Origin of the sequence: Paenibacillus lautus (assembly GCF_050482385.1) — a bacterium.
Lineage (GTDB): Bacteria > Bacillota > Bacilli > Paenibacillales > Paenibacillaceae > Paenibacillus_AQ > Paenibacillus_AQ lautus_B.
This window is the reverse complement of the sequence record NZ_JBCNHV010000015.1, coordinates 205,395-221,860: the sequence shown is the minus strand read 5'-3', so window position 1 is coordinate 221,860 and position 16,466 is coordinate 205,395. Positions and strand designations below refer to the sequence as shown.

Sequence of the window (16,466 nt, the reverse complement as noted above, 5' to 3'; positions counted from 1 at the left end):
TCCATGACCACACGCATTCTCATTATTGAAGACGAGACGACGATCGCTCAGTTGGAGCGGGATTATTTTGAGTTGAACGGTTTTCTGGTAGATCTATGCCATACAGGCAATGAGGGGCTGAAGCTTGCCCTTAACGAGGACTACAGTCTTATCATTGTCGACCTGCAGCTTCCCGGAATGAATGGCTATGAATTATGCAGTCATATCAGGAAGAACAAGGAGGTTCCTATTCTGATCGTTTCTGCCAAGAATGAAGAGATCGATAAAATCCGTGCCTTTAATCTCGGTGCCGACGATTACATTACCAAGCCATTCAGCCCGAGCGAATTAGTCGCAAGAGCCAAGGCCCATCTGATGAGATATGAGAGGCTTATGGGCAAGCAAAGCCCAAGTCCAAGCTCAGAAATTCATATTCGCGGCTTGGTCATCGACAAATCGGCGCGAAGGGTGTTCGTTCGCAATCAGGAAGTCACGTTTACGACCCGGGAGTTTAACTTGCTTGAATTTCTGGCAACTCATCCAAACCGGGTGTTTAACAAAACGGAGCTGTTTGAACGGATTTGGGGCATGGATTCCAGCGGGGATATTGCAACCGTAACCGTCCATGTCCGTAAGCTGCGCGAAAAGATGGAGCTGGATCCATCCAATCCGCAGTATATTGAAACGGTATGGGGGGCTGGCTATCGCTTTTCGGTCTAAACAATTTATAATTTGTTAATAAAAGTTTTCGAAACGCTTAATCCCGGCTTTCTTGGGAGTTTAGGACTCTCTTCTATCATGGAGATATGACGATCGATGTTCATACTCATCGAATTAGGGAGGGTTTACAAATGAAAACATATTCTAATAAACTGGCGGCCATGATGGTGGCGGCTGCCCTGGGAACGGCTTCGCTTCCGTTTCATGTACTGCAGACCGAGGCTGCGGGAGCCCCGCTCGTTGCCCAGGATATAGAGCAAGCCACTCAAGTGCTGTCCCAGCTTCGCGTGATGCAGGGTTACCAGGATGGCACGATGGGGATAACCAGTCCCATTACGCGGGCAGAGCTGGCAAAAATGCTTGTGCTTGCGTTTGGACTTGAAGGCAAAGGAGATACAAAGCCAAGTTTCACGGATGTGAATTCAAACGCGTGGTATGGACGGTACGCAGCTGAGTTGGTAGCACAAGATATTATGCAGGCACCGGAGGGACGTTTTGATCCACGGGGAATCGTTACCCACGCCGACCTGGTACAAATGGTATCTAAGGCTCTGAAACGAGATGTGAAGTCCGTGGATGAATGGGCGAAGCGTTTTTATTCTGAGGTAGGCCATATCACACGTGGTCAAGCTGCCTACTTAATAAGCTTTGCCCATGAGGCAATTCCGTCAGAAAAAGCCAAAATCACAAGTGTCCGCGCACTGAATGCCATCACCTTGATCGTCACCTTTGATGCTCCCTTGACGGCAGACAATGAGGCGTTTGCCCAAGCCAAAGAAGATTTTAAATTTAACAACGGGCTTGAACTCACTAACATGCCGCGCTTGAAGACGGGCTCAATTTCCACTTATATCGTCCCAACCTCCGTTCAAAAACAGGGTACATCCTATACGCTTACCTATAAAGGGAAAACAGCAGGCACATTTACAGGTAATAGCACGAAGTTGGACATGACAGAGGCTAGACAAGTCGCTCAGGATACTTTTGAGCTGGAGGCACTTAAAGAGAATGGTGTCGTTGACTATGGTTATGTTATTTCCGCTTATAGCGGAGGCCGCGGAGCCAATGCATTCGTATTGGATGAGAACAATAGCGCCGATGGAAAAGTCTATCAGATCATATCCTCTGGTCAAGCCAGAGAAGTGACGATTACGCCTGCAGGCGGACAAGCTATCGTGGCAAAATACGTACCCTTCACCCAGTCCACGGATGGCAACCAAGAGCCGAAATTCCGTTTACCTGAAGGCCAGACACTGAAGCCGGGTGTTACCTATACCGTTACCTCGGATTGGGCACAGATTGCGAAACCTTCTTTCGTTGCGGGAAGTTTCGAACCGCTGGATATCATCGGAGCCGAGGCAATCAGCGACAGCTCCATTGCCATTACCTTGTCCGAGGATCCTGGAGACGAGCTCTTCTCTGGCCGGAGTGTTGAATTGACCGACGCAGACGGCAACAAGCACATAGCGACCTATAAATATTCAAGCCGCAAAGGTGCTGCTGGCGTGTTTGATCTTGCGCAGGAGGCTAAACTGAAACCAGGTACGACATATACAATTCAACCGGTTGGCGAATGGGCAGGCGAAACAACGGCGGTTCTGACAATGGATTGAGAATTAGAAGTGAATACACAACCTTTAAAGGATGAGCTTAGCTCGTCCTTTTTTTTATGGATCACTCACTCATACAGACCATGGAAATGATGTAAAAAGATTAAAATTCTAGCTGCTTCGGATGATACCTGGATTCTTCAGGCTGGAGGAAGGTATTTACCGTTTTTGTCATAAAGCATCATGAACCTTAACAATCGGATATTTACCAATCTCGCCGATTACCCTAATATGGAGTTACTTTCCGTCATTTGGCTGCATGCAGGTCCGATATGGAAAAATGTACCCTTCCATACGCAGAAGTACCTACCCATGCGCCGCAAACATCCATTATGATCAAATTTATTAGTTGGCGGGAGAACTTGAGTCGTTATTTTTTGAAAACGCTATCACGTAAGGGGGGATATTTATTCTTAAGCATTCGAAGGTTTTTCGCAGCTTTCTCATCTCCTATATTGCCATCTTGCTAATTCCCACCCTCGGGGGATACATATCCTACTTAACCTCCATCTCCGTAACGCAATCCATTTCGATTGAGAATAGCATCATTCAGCTCGAGAAAAGCCAGGAGCTGCTGGAACACAGGATGGCGGAAGTGGAGGGGATGACGCGGCAGCTGGCGATCAATCAAGAGCTTAACGTGCTGCTAAGCGACCATCTTGCCCAAAGGGATGTTTATGGCATATGGCGAACGATGCGCAATGTGCTGACCTTCGGTCAAACCAACGATTTTCTTCAGCATTACTACATCTATTTGGCGAATTACGACTTGATCGTAACGTCAGGCTCCTCCTTTCGACCGGAGCATTATTACGAGTTTTTTCATTATGGTGATCTCACGTTCGAGGAATGGAAACAACAGATCCTGGTGAAAACCCACCGCAGCGAAATCAAACCGCTCTCTTTCTTTTCGGATAGGGACAACGAAACCTCGGTGATCACGTACATGCAGTCGCTCCCGCTGGACAGCTTCAACGATTCGTCCCCGGCCACCGTGGTGGTTGTGATTGATGAACAGACGATTGCCGGGTTGTTCTCGGGGTTAACCGACAATTACGGCGGCTGGGTCCACATCCACGACGGGAAAGGGAATACCCTTGCTCTTCAAGGAAACATGGAATCCGATGTGAGCCAAATCATAAACGATCCGGCATTCGATCAGAACAAAACCAGCCAGTTCTACAAGAACGATCTTGTGATCACCACGCACTCGGATAAGAGCGGTTGGGTCTATCAGGCCGGCATCCCCCGGAGCGCCTTAATGGAGAATGCCGATCAAATTAAACAAGCGTCCTGGTTCATTACCGGGGGCGCCATGATCGTCGGGCTGCTGTTCGGGTTGTATTTGGCTCATCGGAACAGTGTGCCGATCCATCGCATGATTAGCATCATGAAAGAGCAGTTCGGCAGAGATGAGCTAACGGAGCGCAATGAATTTGACTTTCTAAGCGGGAATATTGCCAATATGATCAGCAAAAACAAACAGCTGGAAAACGAGCTTACGCGTCAGCTGCCGTTTGTCCGGGATGCTTTTCTGAAACGGCTGATTGCGGGCGAGTTTGAATCTAGGGACGAAATTGCTTCTGCTGCCGAGCAGGCCGATATTGCCTTGCATAACGGAAAGGGTTATGTCGGCATCCTGCAGATCAAAGGATATGCCGGAATGGACAGCGTGGAGATCCTTAACGAGCTTAACGCGGCCCGGCTTCTTATGAAGCAGGCTTTTTCTGAGATCGCCGGGTCGCTGCCCATGACGGATCTGGGTTCGGACAAAATGGTGGTTTTGTTTTTTACCGACGAGGAACGGGAGCCTGGGTCGGATGAAGAACTTCGAATTACGGGGTTGATCGAAACGCTGACGAAGCAGGTTCTGCATGAATATAAAATGTTCCTCCAAGCCGGTTTCGGTGATCCGTTCGATTCTGTCGCAGAGGTGGGGCAGTCCTTTGACCAGGCCAAGCAGGCGCTTGAATATGCGATCTACATGAATCAAAAAGAGACTGTGTGGTACCACGAAGCCAGAATCGTTAACACAACGTATTACTACCCGCTGGACACCGAGCAGCGTTTGATCAGCACGGTACGTGCAGGAGAGCTGGAAGAAGCCGAGAAGATCATGGGCTCGATTATCGATCAGAATCTCAGTCAGCGAGAGCTATCCGTTGAGATGAAACACCAGCTGGTCGGAGAAATCAAAGGAACGTTCCTTAAATTAATGGATCAGAAAATTTTTGCGGAGTCGGAATGGTTTGAAAGCATAAAGAGACGCATTATCGATATCGGCTTTACCGAGCCGCTGGAATCCATTCGAAACGAAATCCACGTGATCATGGGAGAGCTGTGCAGCTATATTTCCAATAAAAAGAAGGATTCGCATGCCAAACTGATCAAGCAAATTTATGAATACACGGCAAATATGTATACCAATTCGGATTTAACGTTGTATCGAGTGGCCGAGCATGTGGAACGACCGGAAAAATACATCTCTCAATTGTTCAAGGAAGTGACCGGAGTCAACTATTCCGATCATCTGATCAAGGTGCGAATGGAGCGGGCAGCCATTCTGCTTACAGAAACCAGCCATACGGTCGACGATATAGCTGCTCAGGTGGGCTACAACAGCTCCCATTCGTTTCGCAGGGCATTCAAGCGCCTCATCGGCATATCACCGAGCGCTTACCGACAGTCTCATGAGGTCATGTAGTAGGTTGATCCTGACAAGCCGCATTGTCGTTTAGGACGATGCGGCTGTTTGGGCTAGAGAAAACCGTAAATACGCGGGATTTGGACCCTATCGAGACAGGATGGCCTATGGAAAAGCGGTTTTTTGTACGCCAAACGACCGAAGTGTACCTGTTCAAGGAGTGGAATTCTCCCCTATGATCGACACATAAAGAAAACGCTATCAATTCAATGCCGACACATCGGTTGTCATTACATTAGGGGGGATTATTCTGGAGAAGCAATTGGTAATCGAGTCGGAGCCTGTTATCCATACCGACACCAGCGCCGGCTATTGGCATGCTGCGCGGAAAAGCTTGAGGAAACATTGGCAGCTGTATCTGCTTGTGATTCCTCCGCTGCTGTTTTTCTTGATCTTTAAGTATTATCCGATGCTGAATGCCGTCCTCGCTTTCAAAGACTACAACGTCATCAAGGGTATATGGGGCAGTCCCTGGGTGGGCTTCAAGCACTTCGAGCTGTTCTTCGAAAATCCGTTATTTTGGACGCTCGTCAAAAACACGATTATTCTCAGCGGTTATCTCATCTTAGCCGGGTTTCCGATTCCGATCGTGCTAGCATTAATGATTAACGAGATCCGGGGCGGTCGATTCAAAAAATTCGTCCAGTTGGTATCCTTTGCGCCGTATTTTATATCCACGGTGGTCATGGTGTCGATCATCATGCTGTTTCTGGCTCCGCGGCTGGGCTTTGCCAACGTGGCTTTGAATTTTTTCGGACTGGAGTCCGTGAACTTTCTCGGAGATCCCGGGATGTTTCGTTCGATTTACGTATGGTCCGATATTTGGCAGACGGCAGGTTACAGCGCGGTGATCTATTTGGCGGCATTGGCCGGCATTGATCCGACCCTGTATGAAGCTGCGAAGGTGGACGGCGCCTCCCGCTTCCAAAAGATTCGCCATGTGGATCTGCCCGGCATTGTGCCGACCATCGTCATCATCTTGATTCTGAATGTCGGCAACGTGATGGCGCTTGGATTCGAGAAGGTCTATCTGCTGCAAAATCCGCTGAATCAGGTGAACTCCGAGATCATTGCAACCTATGTCTATCGGATCGGACTGCTGAATGCGAACTACAGCTTCGCAACCGCGGTCGGCCTGTTCAATTCCGTGATCAACCTCATTCTGCTGCTGACCGTGAACGGATTGGCTAAACGAATAACTAATAACAGCATTTGGTAAGGAAGGAGTTAGGGCATGGCAGTTCAACAAACAGGTACTAGAAAGATCAAGGAGTCCGCAGGCGACCGCATCTTCCTGACAACGGTATACATCGTTCTGTTTCTGGTCGTTATTGCGGTCCTGTATCCGCAGATTTACATCATCAGCAGCTCCATCAGCAGCCCGGGGGCCGTTACTTCGGGCCGGGTATGGCTGTGGCCGGTCGATATTTCGTTTGAAGGCTTTCGGGTCCTCTTTAAAACGCCTGAGATCATGACCGGATACGCCAACTCGATCTTCTATACGACGGCCGGCACGATGATCAGTGTCGTGTTGACCATCATGATTGCTTACCCGCTGTCGCGCAGGTCGTTTTTTGGACGTAACGCGTTGATGATGATCATTACGTTTACCATGATATTCAGCGGAGGATTGATTCCGACCTACATGGTCGTGCGGGAGCTTCATCTGATCGATACCCGATGGGCACTGCTCATTCCCAATGCCATTTGGGTGTGGCAGGTGATTATCGCCAGATCTTTTTTTCAATCCTCCATTCCGGAGGAATTGCAGGAAGCCAGTGAAATGGACGGCTGCAGTGATATGCGGTTTATCAGGAGCATCGTCCTTCCGCTATCGAAACCGATAATGGCCGTGCTCGTGCTCATGTATGCGGTAGGCCAGTGGAATGCGTACTTCGATGCGTTGATTTATTTGAAAAGTGCCGACCTGTTTCCGCTTCAGCTAATCCTTCGAAGCATCATCATACAGAATAACAGTTCCGGGACGATGGATGCTTTAGCCATGGTTGAGAGGCAGCAGCTTGCCGAGCTCCTGAAATATGCACTGATCGTGGTTGCCACCCTGCCTGTGCTGGTCATTTATCCGTTTGTGCAGCGCTATTTTGTACAGGGGATGCTTGTGGGTTCTGTGAAAGGCTGATCGCTTTCGAGGTGACCGCCGAATTCCGCAAAGCGATCCTGATCTTATGATGGAAGGGAGGTGATGCTCTCTTTACGTGCGAAGCTAGACGTTTACGTGTTCATTTTAATGAAAAAGGGAGCGATCCAATTTGAAAAAAGGCCTATTAAGTTTGTTCATGCTGCTATTGGCGAGCAGCATCGTGATGGCAGGCTGCTCGGGCAAAAATACAGAAAGCTCCAGCAGCCCGCAGGGCGGAAGCTCGCCTGGCAGCACGGATAGCTCGAAACCCGTGGAAATCAGCGTTTTTGCCGTACAGGAATCAGGCATCGATATTCCGGCCAACAAATTCACTAAGCATATGGAGGAACAGTTCAACATCAAATTCAAATGGCAGATCAATCCCTCCGACGGCGCCAAGGAGAAACGCCAGATCTCTCTGGCCAGCGGCGATTATCCGGATGCTTACCTGTTGACGCATTATATCGATGAATTCTCCCAAGCCGATGTGCTCAAATACGGACAACAGGGAGTACTCGCTCCCCTGAATGACCTGATTGACCAGTATGGACCGAACATTAAAGCGGCTATGGAAGCTACACCGGAGATGAAGGCGCTTGTTACGGCCCCGGATGGGAATATCTACGGGCTAGGCGCATACACGGAATGTTTTCACTGCTCCTATCCTAACAAAATGTGGATCAATACCGAATGGCTGACGAAACTGAATCTCGAGGAACCAAAAACGACCGAGGAATTCAGAAGCATGCTGCAGGCATTCAAAACGAAGGACCCGAACGGCAACGGTAAAGCGGATGAGGTGCCCCTTAGCGGTTCAACGGAGGATTTCGGCGTACGGATCATCCCTTATTTGATGAACAGCTTCGTTTACGACGACGACCGAAACTACTTGATGATGAATGGCGGCAAGGTAGAGTCCGCCGCGATCACGCCGGAATGGAAGGAAGGGCTCGCCTATATCAAATCGTTGTATGACGAGGGTTTGATCGATCCCGGCGCATTTACGCAAAATGCCGAGGCGTTCAAGAAAATCGGTGAAAATGCGGATGCTGAAATTCTCGGCGCCGGCGCCGGCATGCATCCGGCCATCTTCATAAACATCGATCCGGGCAACACCCGCTCGGCGCATTACAATCCACTTCCGCCGTTAAGCGGGCCGAAAGGAATTTCATACGCAACCCATGATGCGGGGGGCGTATCACCGGGCGCAAAATTCGTGATCACCAACAAAGCCAGTGAAGAAGCCCGCATTGCTTTGATCAAGATGGTGGATTACATGTTTACGGCGGAGGGTCAAACCAATGCCGGAACCGGTATGAAAGGAATCGATTGGACAGACCCCGAGCCTGGCGATAAAGCGCTTGGAGAAGGCGTGACGCCGATGGTTAAATCGATTCCCGCGAAAGAAGGCGAAGCGCCGCACAATGCGGGTTGGAGCGGAATGGGCCATTTCTATATGCCGAAGGAGTACCGTGATACTTGGGTGCAGGGAACCGACATTTATGCATCTGATGGCTATGAGCGCAGATTGTACAATGCTTCGCTGCTGTATCAAGGACATGAGCCGAAGGAAATCTTTCCGATCTGGTCGATCTGGATCGATCCGAGCGTCATCGACGAAGCCAGCATGCTTCAAACCAACCTTAAAAACTATATTGAGCAAAACCAGCTGCAATTCATTACCGGCAACAAGGATCTGAACAAGGATTGGGACGCTTACGTCAAAGGATTGCAGGATCTGAAACTGGATCGTTATCTTGAAATTCTGCAGACGGCTTACGATCAATCTGCCAAATAATAGAAGGGCAACTCACAGCTGCGGCTGACTATGGAGCCATTCGAATATCCATATGCGGGTGCCGGTCTAAAGAGATCGGCCACTCCGTATTTTCTCTGTTTTACGGGTGACTAGCAAAAAGAAATAGGAATTTTACGAGGGTAGGTTATCATATGTCCGATTATAACAAAGGTACAGATCGTGCCGCGTTCATCGTTCATCGCCGAGGGCTGCCTAATGTGAAGGCCAAGATTGCAAGGGAAGCCCAGGTTACGGTTGCCTTTTTGGGCGGATCCATTACGGAGGGAGCCGGTGCCTCAGCGGCGGATAAGACCAGCTGGAGGGCCTTAACGGCTCATTATTTAAGAGACCGCTTCGGAAAATCGCGGATTCGCTCCATTAACGCAGGGGTTGGGGGGACGGATTCGACGCTCGGAGCCCACCGCCTTCGCGAGCATGTGCTGCGCGTTGAGAATATCGATTTGCTATTCGTGGAATTCAGCGTAAATGACGGCAATGACCGGAAGGAATCCATCAGAGGAATGGAGGGAATTGTCCGCCAATGCCGGCGTCTGTCCCCCGGCACGGATATATGCTTCATTTATACCGGGGCGGATCGAAATTTGACCTGTATCCGGCCGTATCCCATTGCCGCTCACGAAGAAGTGGCCGAGTATTACGGCATCTCTTCCGTCGATTTTGCTGCCGGGATCTATCGCATGCTGCAAAATGGTGAGGCCGTGTGGGCATCGCTTGCGCCTGATGGGTATCATCCGAATGATGACGGGCATGAGCTCTACGCCGGTTTTTTGCGAGGAGGTTTGAATGAGCTGCTGTCGACCGAGCCTGATTCTTTGATGCTCGATCACTGCGAATCTTTGCCCGAAGAACCGCTGATGACGGGGAATTACGAACATGCCGACATGCTCCCATTTGAGCTTGCCGATTATACCGGGGATTATCATATCCGGAAGCTGCCGCAAGGTTCAAAGCTAATGAATTGGCGTTATGCGACAGAGCACAGGTACGCTGATCATCCGAACGCTTCATTTACGTTCACTGTGGAAGGACAAAGCGGCGGACTGCTGCTGCTATGCGGACCCGACACCGGAATTTTTGAATACTCGATCAACGGCGGGTTCTTCGTACGGGTCAATCCCTTCGACGAGTGGTGCTTGAACGCCTATCGGCCAGTCAGCGTACACTTTCCGAGACGTCATGTTCGCGGGCCGATCTCGATCATGGTTCGAAACACTGGACTTAAGGATAAGCGAAGCCAGGGTACGGGCATGCGCGTGCTGAAGCTGCTTGCGAATTAGGCGGAATCGACGGGACTCCTGCGATTGTTATACCAAGCTCGAAAATAGCTGCTATTAGTGATGGAGGTGTTGTTATTGCATTTTCCTGGAAATCAAGACAAAACAACTCCGATCGTCTTTTCGTTACGGGATTACGAGGACCCGAATAACCCGGATGCGCAATCTGCTATGAAATGCGCGATAGAAGCCGTCAGGAAAATGGAAGGCGCGGTCATTCTGGACATACCGCCGGGGTGCTATCATTTTTATCCTCAATCCGCCGTTCGGGAGGCGTATTATATATCGAATACAGCCAGCGAGGAAGAGAAGCCGGATGTGACCAAAACGATCGGGATATGGCTTAAGGATCTGCACCATGTGACGCTTGAAGGGAACGGCGCCTTGTTTATTTTTCACGGGAAGCAGACGATGCTTGTGCTTGATGGCTGCACGGATATTGAAATCCGCAACCTGCACTGGGATTACGCCGCGCCGACCGTGACCGAAATGACGGTGGATATGTGCGGCGAAACTTACCTTGAGGCGTCCGTTCACCCGGATTCTTGCTATGATTGCGTAGACGGTAAATTCGAATGGGTTGGGGAAGGCTGGCGTTTTCGTGAAGGGCCGATGCAGTTATGCAGTGCAGATTTGAGTGCTGCCTGGCGCGTGGATAATTGGCTGGAACGGGTGTTACATACAGAGGAGCTGTCCCCTCGTCGGCTTCGGTTTCATTTTGGAAACCAAGCTTCCCCGCATATGGCTCCCGGTACGATCGTGCAAATGCGCGACGGCATTCGGGACCAGGTTGGCATGCTGATCACCGGAAGCTCCCGGGTGACGCTAAGCAACGTGGGCATACATTTCATGCATGGATTGGGCGTGGTTGGACAGTTCAGTGAAAATCTGACCTTTGAACGCTTGGATCTGACGCCGCGTCCGGAGACCGGCCGCACGGTGGCGGGCTTTGCGGATTTCATCCACTTGTCGGGCTGCAGGGGGAAGGTCTCAATCCGGAATAGCCGGTTTGCAGGAGCGCATGATGATGCGATCAATGTCCACGGCACCTACCTTCGGATCGTTGATCGACCGGCTACCCATCAATTGCTTGTAAGGTTTATGCATCCGCAGACCTACGGATTTTTGGCCTTTCTGCCAGGAGATGAGGTCGCATTCGTGGATGCGGATACGCTGAACGCCTACGCTTTCGGACGTGTGGCTGCTGTCGGTATGAAGTCAGCACGCGAATTGCTGCTTACATTGGAAAACGCGGTTCCTGCGGGCGTCGGAGTGAGGGACGTGCTTGAAAATGTGACTTGGACGCCGGAAGTCGAAATTGTCGGCAATACATTCGCCCGGATTCCCACGCGCGGAATTCTGGCCACGACACCGCGGCGGATCGTGATTCGGGATAACACCTTTTTGAACATGCAGATGAGCGCGATACTGGTCGCAGCGGATGCATCATCTTGGTATGAATCCGGCGCCGTAACGGATATGAGCATCGTGGATAACCGGTTTGTGAATTGCGGCGGTCCCGGACATGCCGTGATACGGATTGCGCCGGAGAATAAACATAATCATGCAGCCGTTCACAGCAACATTCGGATCGCGTGCAACCGCTTTGAAACGACCGGGGAAGATTGGTTAATGGCTAGAAGCACGGAGGGACTGATATTCAAAAATAACGTGATTCGGATGCAGGAAAAGCACGGCCTTGCAGGGAATATCCGTACGGACGAACGCGTCCATTTGGAAGCCTGCATGGGAACGGATATTTCGTGTAATGACTTGGAGTATGACGATTTGAAATAAGGGAGGCATAGCGAGTGGGAGAAAATATGAAATTGCAGTATGTTAAGCCGGCGTCAGTCTGGACCGAAGCGCTGCCGATCGGCAACGGACGTCTTGGAGGCATGGTCTACGGCGGCGTGGAGCGTGAAACGATCAGCTTGAACGAGGATACGCTGTGGTCCGGTTATCCCAGGGATTGGAACAACCCGTCAGCCCGGGATGCGCTGCCGGTGATCCGGGAGCTGATACGCCAGGGACGTTATTCGGAGGCTGACCAGCTAGGGCGCAAGATGATGGGGCCCTATACGGAATCTTACCTCCCGTTTGGAGACTTATGCCTCAGGTTTGATCATGGAGGCGTGTTTCATTCTTACCGAAGAACGCTGGATATCGCTAATGCCGTTCAACGAACGGAATACCGTATCGGAGAGGTATCCTATACGAGGGAATGCTTCGCGTCCAGCCCGGACCAGATGATTGCATTGCGGTTAACCTCAAGCGCTCCTGGCGCTCTGAACTTGCATGCACATCTGGAAAGTCCGCTGCGCTATACCGTAAAGATCGAAGAAGATATGCACTCCATGTCGGGATTTGCACCGGAACGCGTCGAGCCCAGCTACGTGTCGTCTGATCGTCCTATACGTTACGGTCATCCGGAACATACCGCCGCCATGGCTTTCGAAGGTCGGCTGGCCGTGGCTGAAACCGATGGCCGCGTTACGGTGGACGCAGCTGGCATTCATGTACTGGATGCGAGCGAAGCGGTCATTTACTTCACCGCTGCCACCAGCTTCAACGGATTTGACCAAATTCCCGGTCACCGCGATGGCGGAGACCACCCGGCGGCTGCCGCCGCTGCTAAAGCTGCGGCTAGTATGGAAGCTTTAAGCAGCCACTCTTGGACAGAGCTGCGCGAGCGGCACATCAACGATTATCGCAGCCTATATGATCGCGTAAGCCTCCGATTAGGCGAGACGCTGGCTTCCGAGGATATGGACACGGAGATGAGAATCGAGCAATTCGGTGCCCGGGATCCAGGCCTGGTCGAGCTGCTGTTCCACTATGGCCGCTATCTCCTGATTTCAAGCTCCAGACCCGGAACGCAAGCCGCCAATCTCCAGGGAATATGGAATGCGTCAACCCGTCCGCCGTGGAGCAGCAATTGGACCTTGAACATCAATGCGGAAATGAATTATTGGCCCGCGGAGGTATGCAATTTGGCGGAATGCCATCAGCCTCTGTTGGAGCTGATCAGAAGCCTGTCGGTAAACGGTGCGGAAACCGCCGCCGTCCATTACGGTACCCGGGGCTGGACCGTTCATCACAATACGGATATTTGGGCCCATACCGCTCCGGTCGGCAATTACGGGGACGGCGATCCTTCCTGGGCGCTTTGGCAGATGGGAGGAATCTGGCTGACGCAGCACTTATGGGAGCATTACGCATTTAGGGGCGATGAAACCTATTTGCGCGCAGTTGCTTATCCTATCATGAAGGAAGCTTCCTTATTTGCTTTGGACTGGCTTATAGAAAACAACGAAGGTCATCTCGTGACATCTCCGTCGACCTCACCGGAGCATAAATTCCGCACGTCGGATGGGACAGCTGCGATCAGCGAAGGGGCGACCATGGATATTTCCCTCATATGGGAGCTGTTCACCAATTGCATGGAGGCGGCCGACATTCTCGGCTTGGATGAGGAGCTCCGGGAGGAATGGAGCAACAAACGGGAACGGTTGCTGCCACTGCAGGTCGGCCGATACGGACAGCTGCAGGAATGGTCTCATGACCTTGAGGATGAGGACATATTTCATCGGCACACGTCCCACCTGGTCGGGGTTTATCCTGGACGGCAGCTATCTGGGGAAGAAAGCCCTGATCTGTTTGCAGCAGCCCGAACTTCTTTGGAGCGGCGCGGGGATGAAAGCACGGGCTGGAGCCTGGGCTGGCGCGTTGCGCTATGGAGCCGGTTCGGGGATGGCAACCGAGCGCTGCGACTGTTAAATAACATGCTGAGATTGGTAAGGGACGGCGAATCGGAGCGTTATGAGCACGGAGGTGTGTATGCGAGTTTATTAGGAGCGCATCCCCCCTTTCAGATCGACGGCAATTTCGCGGCTACAGCGGGAATAGCGGAAATGCTGCTGCAGTCCCATCGCACCGTACTCATGCTGCTGCCGGCTCTGCCGGATGCTTGGCCGGAAGGTGAGGTACGTGGACTCCGGGCACGAGGCGGTTATGAAGTCAACATTCGCTGGAAGGATGGAAGACTGACGGAGGCAGAGATCATGTCCCGGTATGGCAATATGTGCAGCGTAGACGTAGGCCATGGAGATTGGATTGAGGTTTACCAAGGTAAAGCCCGGATTCCCGTACAGCTCTCCGGAAAAGATGTGCATTCATTTGCAGTAGAACAGGGGATCACCTATCGGCTGGTCAGGGAACCGGCTGGGGAATCCAAGGCTTGATCGGCATAATGCATACCTTTTCGATTGTACCCGTACAATTCGAAGTTGAAGAAGACTCCATTAAGGAGTCTTTTTTACGTGGAAGCAGAAGAAAATTCCAATTAAATTGTTATTTTTGTAGTCGAAACGTCCACGAAGTGGGTATTAATTGTTAAATGGTTGACAACCTGTATATACATGTTAATGATTTTCCTATATACAACCTGTATATACAAGATGACGAGGAGGACGAAGTTTCATGTTGAACCCAGAAACCCAGTCTCAAGATTGGTGGAGAACGTCGACGGTTTATCAAGTATATCCGAAGAGCTTCAACGACACGACCGGCCTAGGCACCGGCGATATACGCGGGCTCATGGAGAAGCTGGATTATATAAAGGGACTTGGCATTGACATTGTGTGGCTTCAGCCGGTGTATGTTTCTCCGCAAAATGATAACGGTTACGACGTTGCCGATTATTGCAGCATAGATCCTGTATATGGGACGATGGACGATTTCGACGAGCTTGTGGCTGAGTTGAAAAAAAGAGGCATGCATCTGATGATCGACATGGTCGTGAATCATTCTTCGACCGAGCACCGATGGTTTAAAGAAGCGGTGTCTTCTCGCAATAACCCGTATCGAGACTATTATATCTGGCGGGATCCCGCGGAAGACGGCGGACCGCCCAACAACTGGCAATCCAAGTTTGGAGGCCCGGCATGGCAATATGATGAAGGGAGCGGGCAATATTACTTGACCCTTTTTGACAAAACGCAGGCAGACCTGAATTGGGAGAACGCGAAGGTCCGTGCGGAGGTCGTGGATATCCTCACCTTTTGGGCGGACAAAGGAGTAAGCGGATTCCGGATGGATGTCATCAATCTCATATCGAAAGATCCCTCGTATCCGAATGATGACGGTTCGGTAGCACCCGGAGATGGACGCAGGTTTTATACGGACGGACCGAGAGTGCACGAATACATTAAGGAATTGAACGAAAAAGTGTTCAAGCCTTACAATCTCGTTACGGTGGGTGAGATGTCCTCCACAACCCTAGAGCATTGCGTTCGTTACTCGAACCCGCAGGAGAACGAATTCTCCATGACGTTCAACTTCCACCATTTGAAGGTAGACTATCCCAACGGGCAAAAATGGGAGCTCAAGCCTTATGATTTCGAGGAGTTGAAAAGAGTGCTCTCCGATTGGCAAACCGGCATGCAGAAGGGGGGCGGCTGGAACGCCCTGTTCTGGAACAACCATGATCAGCCGCGCGCGCTGACCCGGTTCACCAATGATGGTGAATTCCGCACGGAAAGTGCAAAGATGCTGGCTACGACGCTGCACGGATTGCAAGGCACGCCATATGTATATCAAGGTGAAGAGATTGGGATGCCTGATCCGAACTGGAATGATATATCCGAGTTTCGGGATATTGAATCCTTAAACATGTATGTGATTCTCCAGGAACAGGGTAAAACGCCGGAGGAGGCTGCCCACATCGTCAAGGTACGCTCTCGAGATAACTCCAGATTGCCCATGCTGTGGAATGACGGCGATCTAGCCGGCTTTACGACGGGGACGCCTTGGATCAAGATCGATGAGCGATATCCGCTGATCAATGCGCAATCCGAAGTGGAAGATCCGCATTCGATCTATCATCATTACCGGAAGCTGATTGAAATGCGAAAGAACATTCCGGTGATGACGGACGGTGAATATGCTCGCCTGGATGAAGGCCATCCCGAAATTTATGCTTATGCCAGAAGGAACAAGAAGCAGACGCTTGTTGTGATTTCCAATTTCAGTGATCGCGACGTATCGTTCGAACTTCCCGAGAAGAAGATAGTGAATCTGACAGAAATCCGAACGGCTCAGCTGCTAATCGGCAACACAACGGAAGAACCCGAGCTTACTCCAACGGTTGCACTTCGACCGTATGCATCCTATATGTGGCTTATTCATAACAACTAAATTCATAATGTCAGGAGCGTAC

At 50.8% G+C, this 16,466-nt stretch carries 10 protein-coding genes; all 10 read left to right on the top strand.

The window, feature by feature from the left end; all coding sequences use genetic code 11:
• The first annotated feature begins 3 nt into the window (after window positions 1-3).
• The 10 genes from ABEW73_RS19445 (at window position 4) to treC (ending at window position 16,444) form a co-directional block, all read left to right on the top strand.
• Window positions 4-699, top strand: a complete 696-nt coding sequence (locus ABEW73_RS19445) for a response regulator transcription factor (protein ID WP_430166165.1) — start codon at window positions 4-6, stop codon at window positions 697-699.
• Between the two features lie 131 nt (window positions 700-830).
• Window positions 831-2,312 carry an S-layer homology domain-containing protein gene (locus ABEW73_RS19440; RefSeq protein WP_430166163.1) on the top strand — a complete coding sequence of 494 codons (1,482 nt, stop codon included), beginning with the start codon at window positions 831-833 and terminating at the stop codon, window positions 2,310-2,312.
• Between the two features lie 583 nt (window positions 2,313-2,895).
• Entirely contained in the window at window positions 2,896-5,013 is a 2,118-nt protein-coding gene (locus ABEW73_RS19435; protein WP_430166161.1) for a helix-turn-helix domain-containing protein, read from the top strand.
• 262 nt (window positions 5,014-5,275) lie between these two features.
• Complete coding sequence (locus ABEW73_RS19430) at window positions 5,276-6,232, top strand: ABC transporter permease (protein WP_430166159.1); 957 nt, start codon at window positions 5,276-5,278, stop codon at window positions 6,230-6,232.
• A 15-nt stretch (window positions 6,233-6,247) separates the two neighbouring features.
• A complete protein-coding gene (locus tag ABEW73_RS19425) occupies window positions 6,248-7,153 on the top strand; it encodes a carbohydrate ABC transporter permease (RefSeq protein WP_430166157.1) in 906 nt (301 codons plus the stop codon).
• 130 nt (window positions 7,154-7,283) lie between these two features.
• The gene (locus ABEW73_RS19420) at window positions 7,284-8,951 is read left to right on the top strand and encodes an extracellular solute-binding protein (RefSeq protein WP_430166155.1); all 1,668 of its coding nucleotides are present in this window, start codon (window positions 7,284-7,286) and stop codon (window positions 8,949-8,951) included.
• 152 nt (window positions 8,952-9,103) lie between these two features.
• Window positions 9,104-10,249, top strand: coding sequence for an SGNH/GDSL hydrolase family protein (locus tag ABEW73_RS19415; RefSeq protein WP_430166153.1), 1,146 nt, complete (start codon window positions 9,104-9,106; stop codon window positions 10,247-10,249).
• A 75-nt stretch (window positions 10,250-10,324) separates the two neighbouring features.
• Entirely contained in the window at window positions 10,325-12,043 is a 1,719-nt protein-coding gene (locus tag ABEW73_RS19410; protein WP_430166152.1) for a right-handed parallel beta-helix repeat-containing protein, read from the top strand.
• A gap of 26 nt (window positions 12,044-12,069) precedes the next feature.
• The gene (locus tag ABEW73_RS19405) at window positions 12,070-14,490 is read left to right on the top strand and encodes a glycoside hydrolase family 95 protein (RefSeq protein WP_430166281.1); all 2,421 of its coding nucleotides are present in this window, start codon (window positions 12,070-12,072) and stop codon (window positions 14,488-14,490) included.
• 238 nt (window positions 14,491-14,728) lie between these two features.
• Window positions 14,729-16,444, top strand: a complete 1,716-nt coding sequence (gene treC / locus ABEW73_RS19400; protein WP_430166150.1) for an alpha,alpha-phosphotrehalase — start codon at window positions 14,729-14,731, stop codon at window positions 16,442-16,444.
• Window positions 16,445-16,466 lie beyond the last annotated feature (22 nt).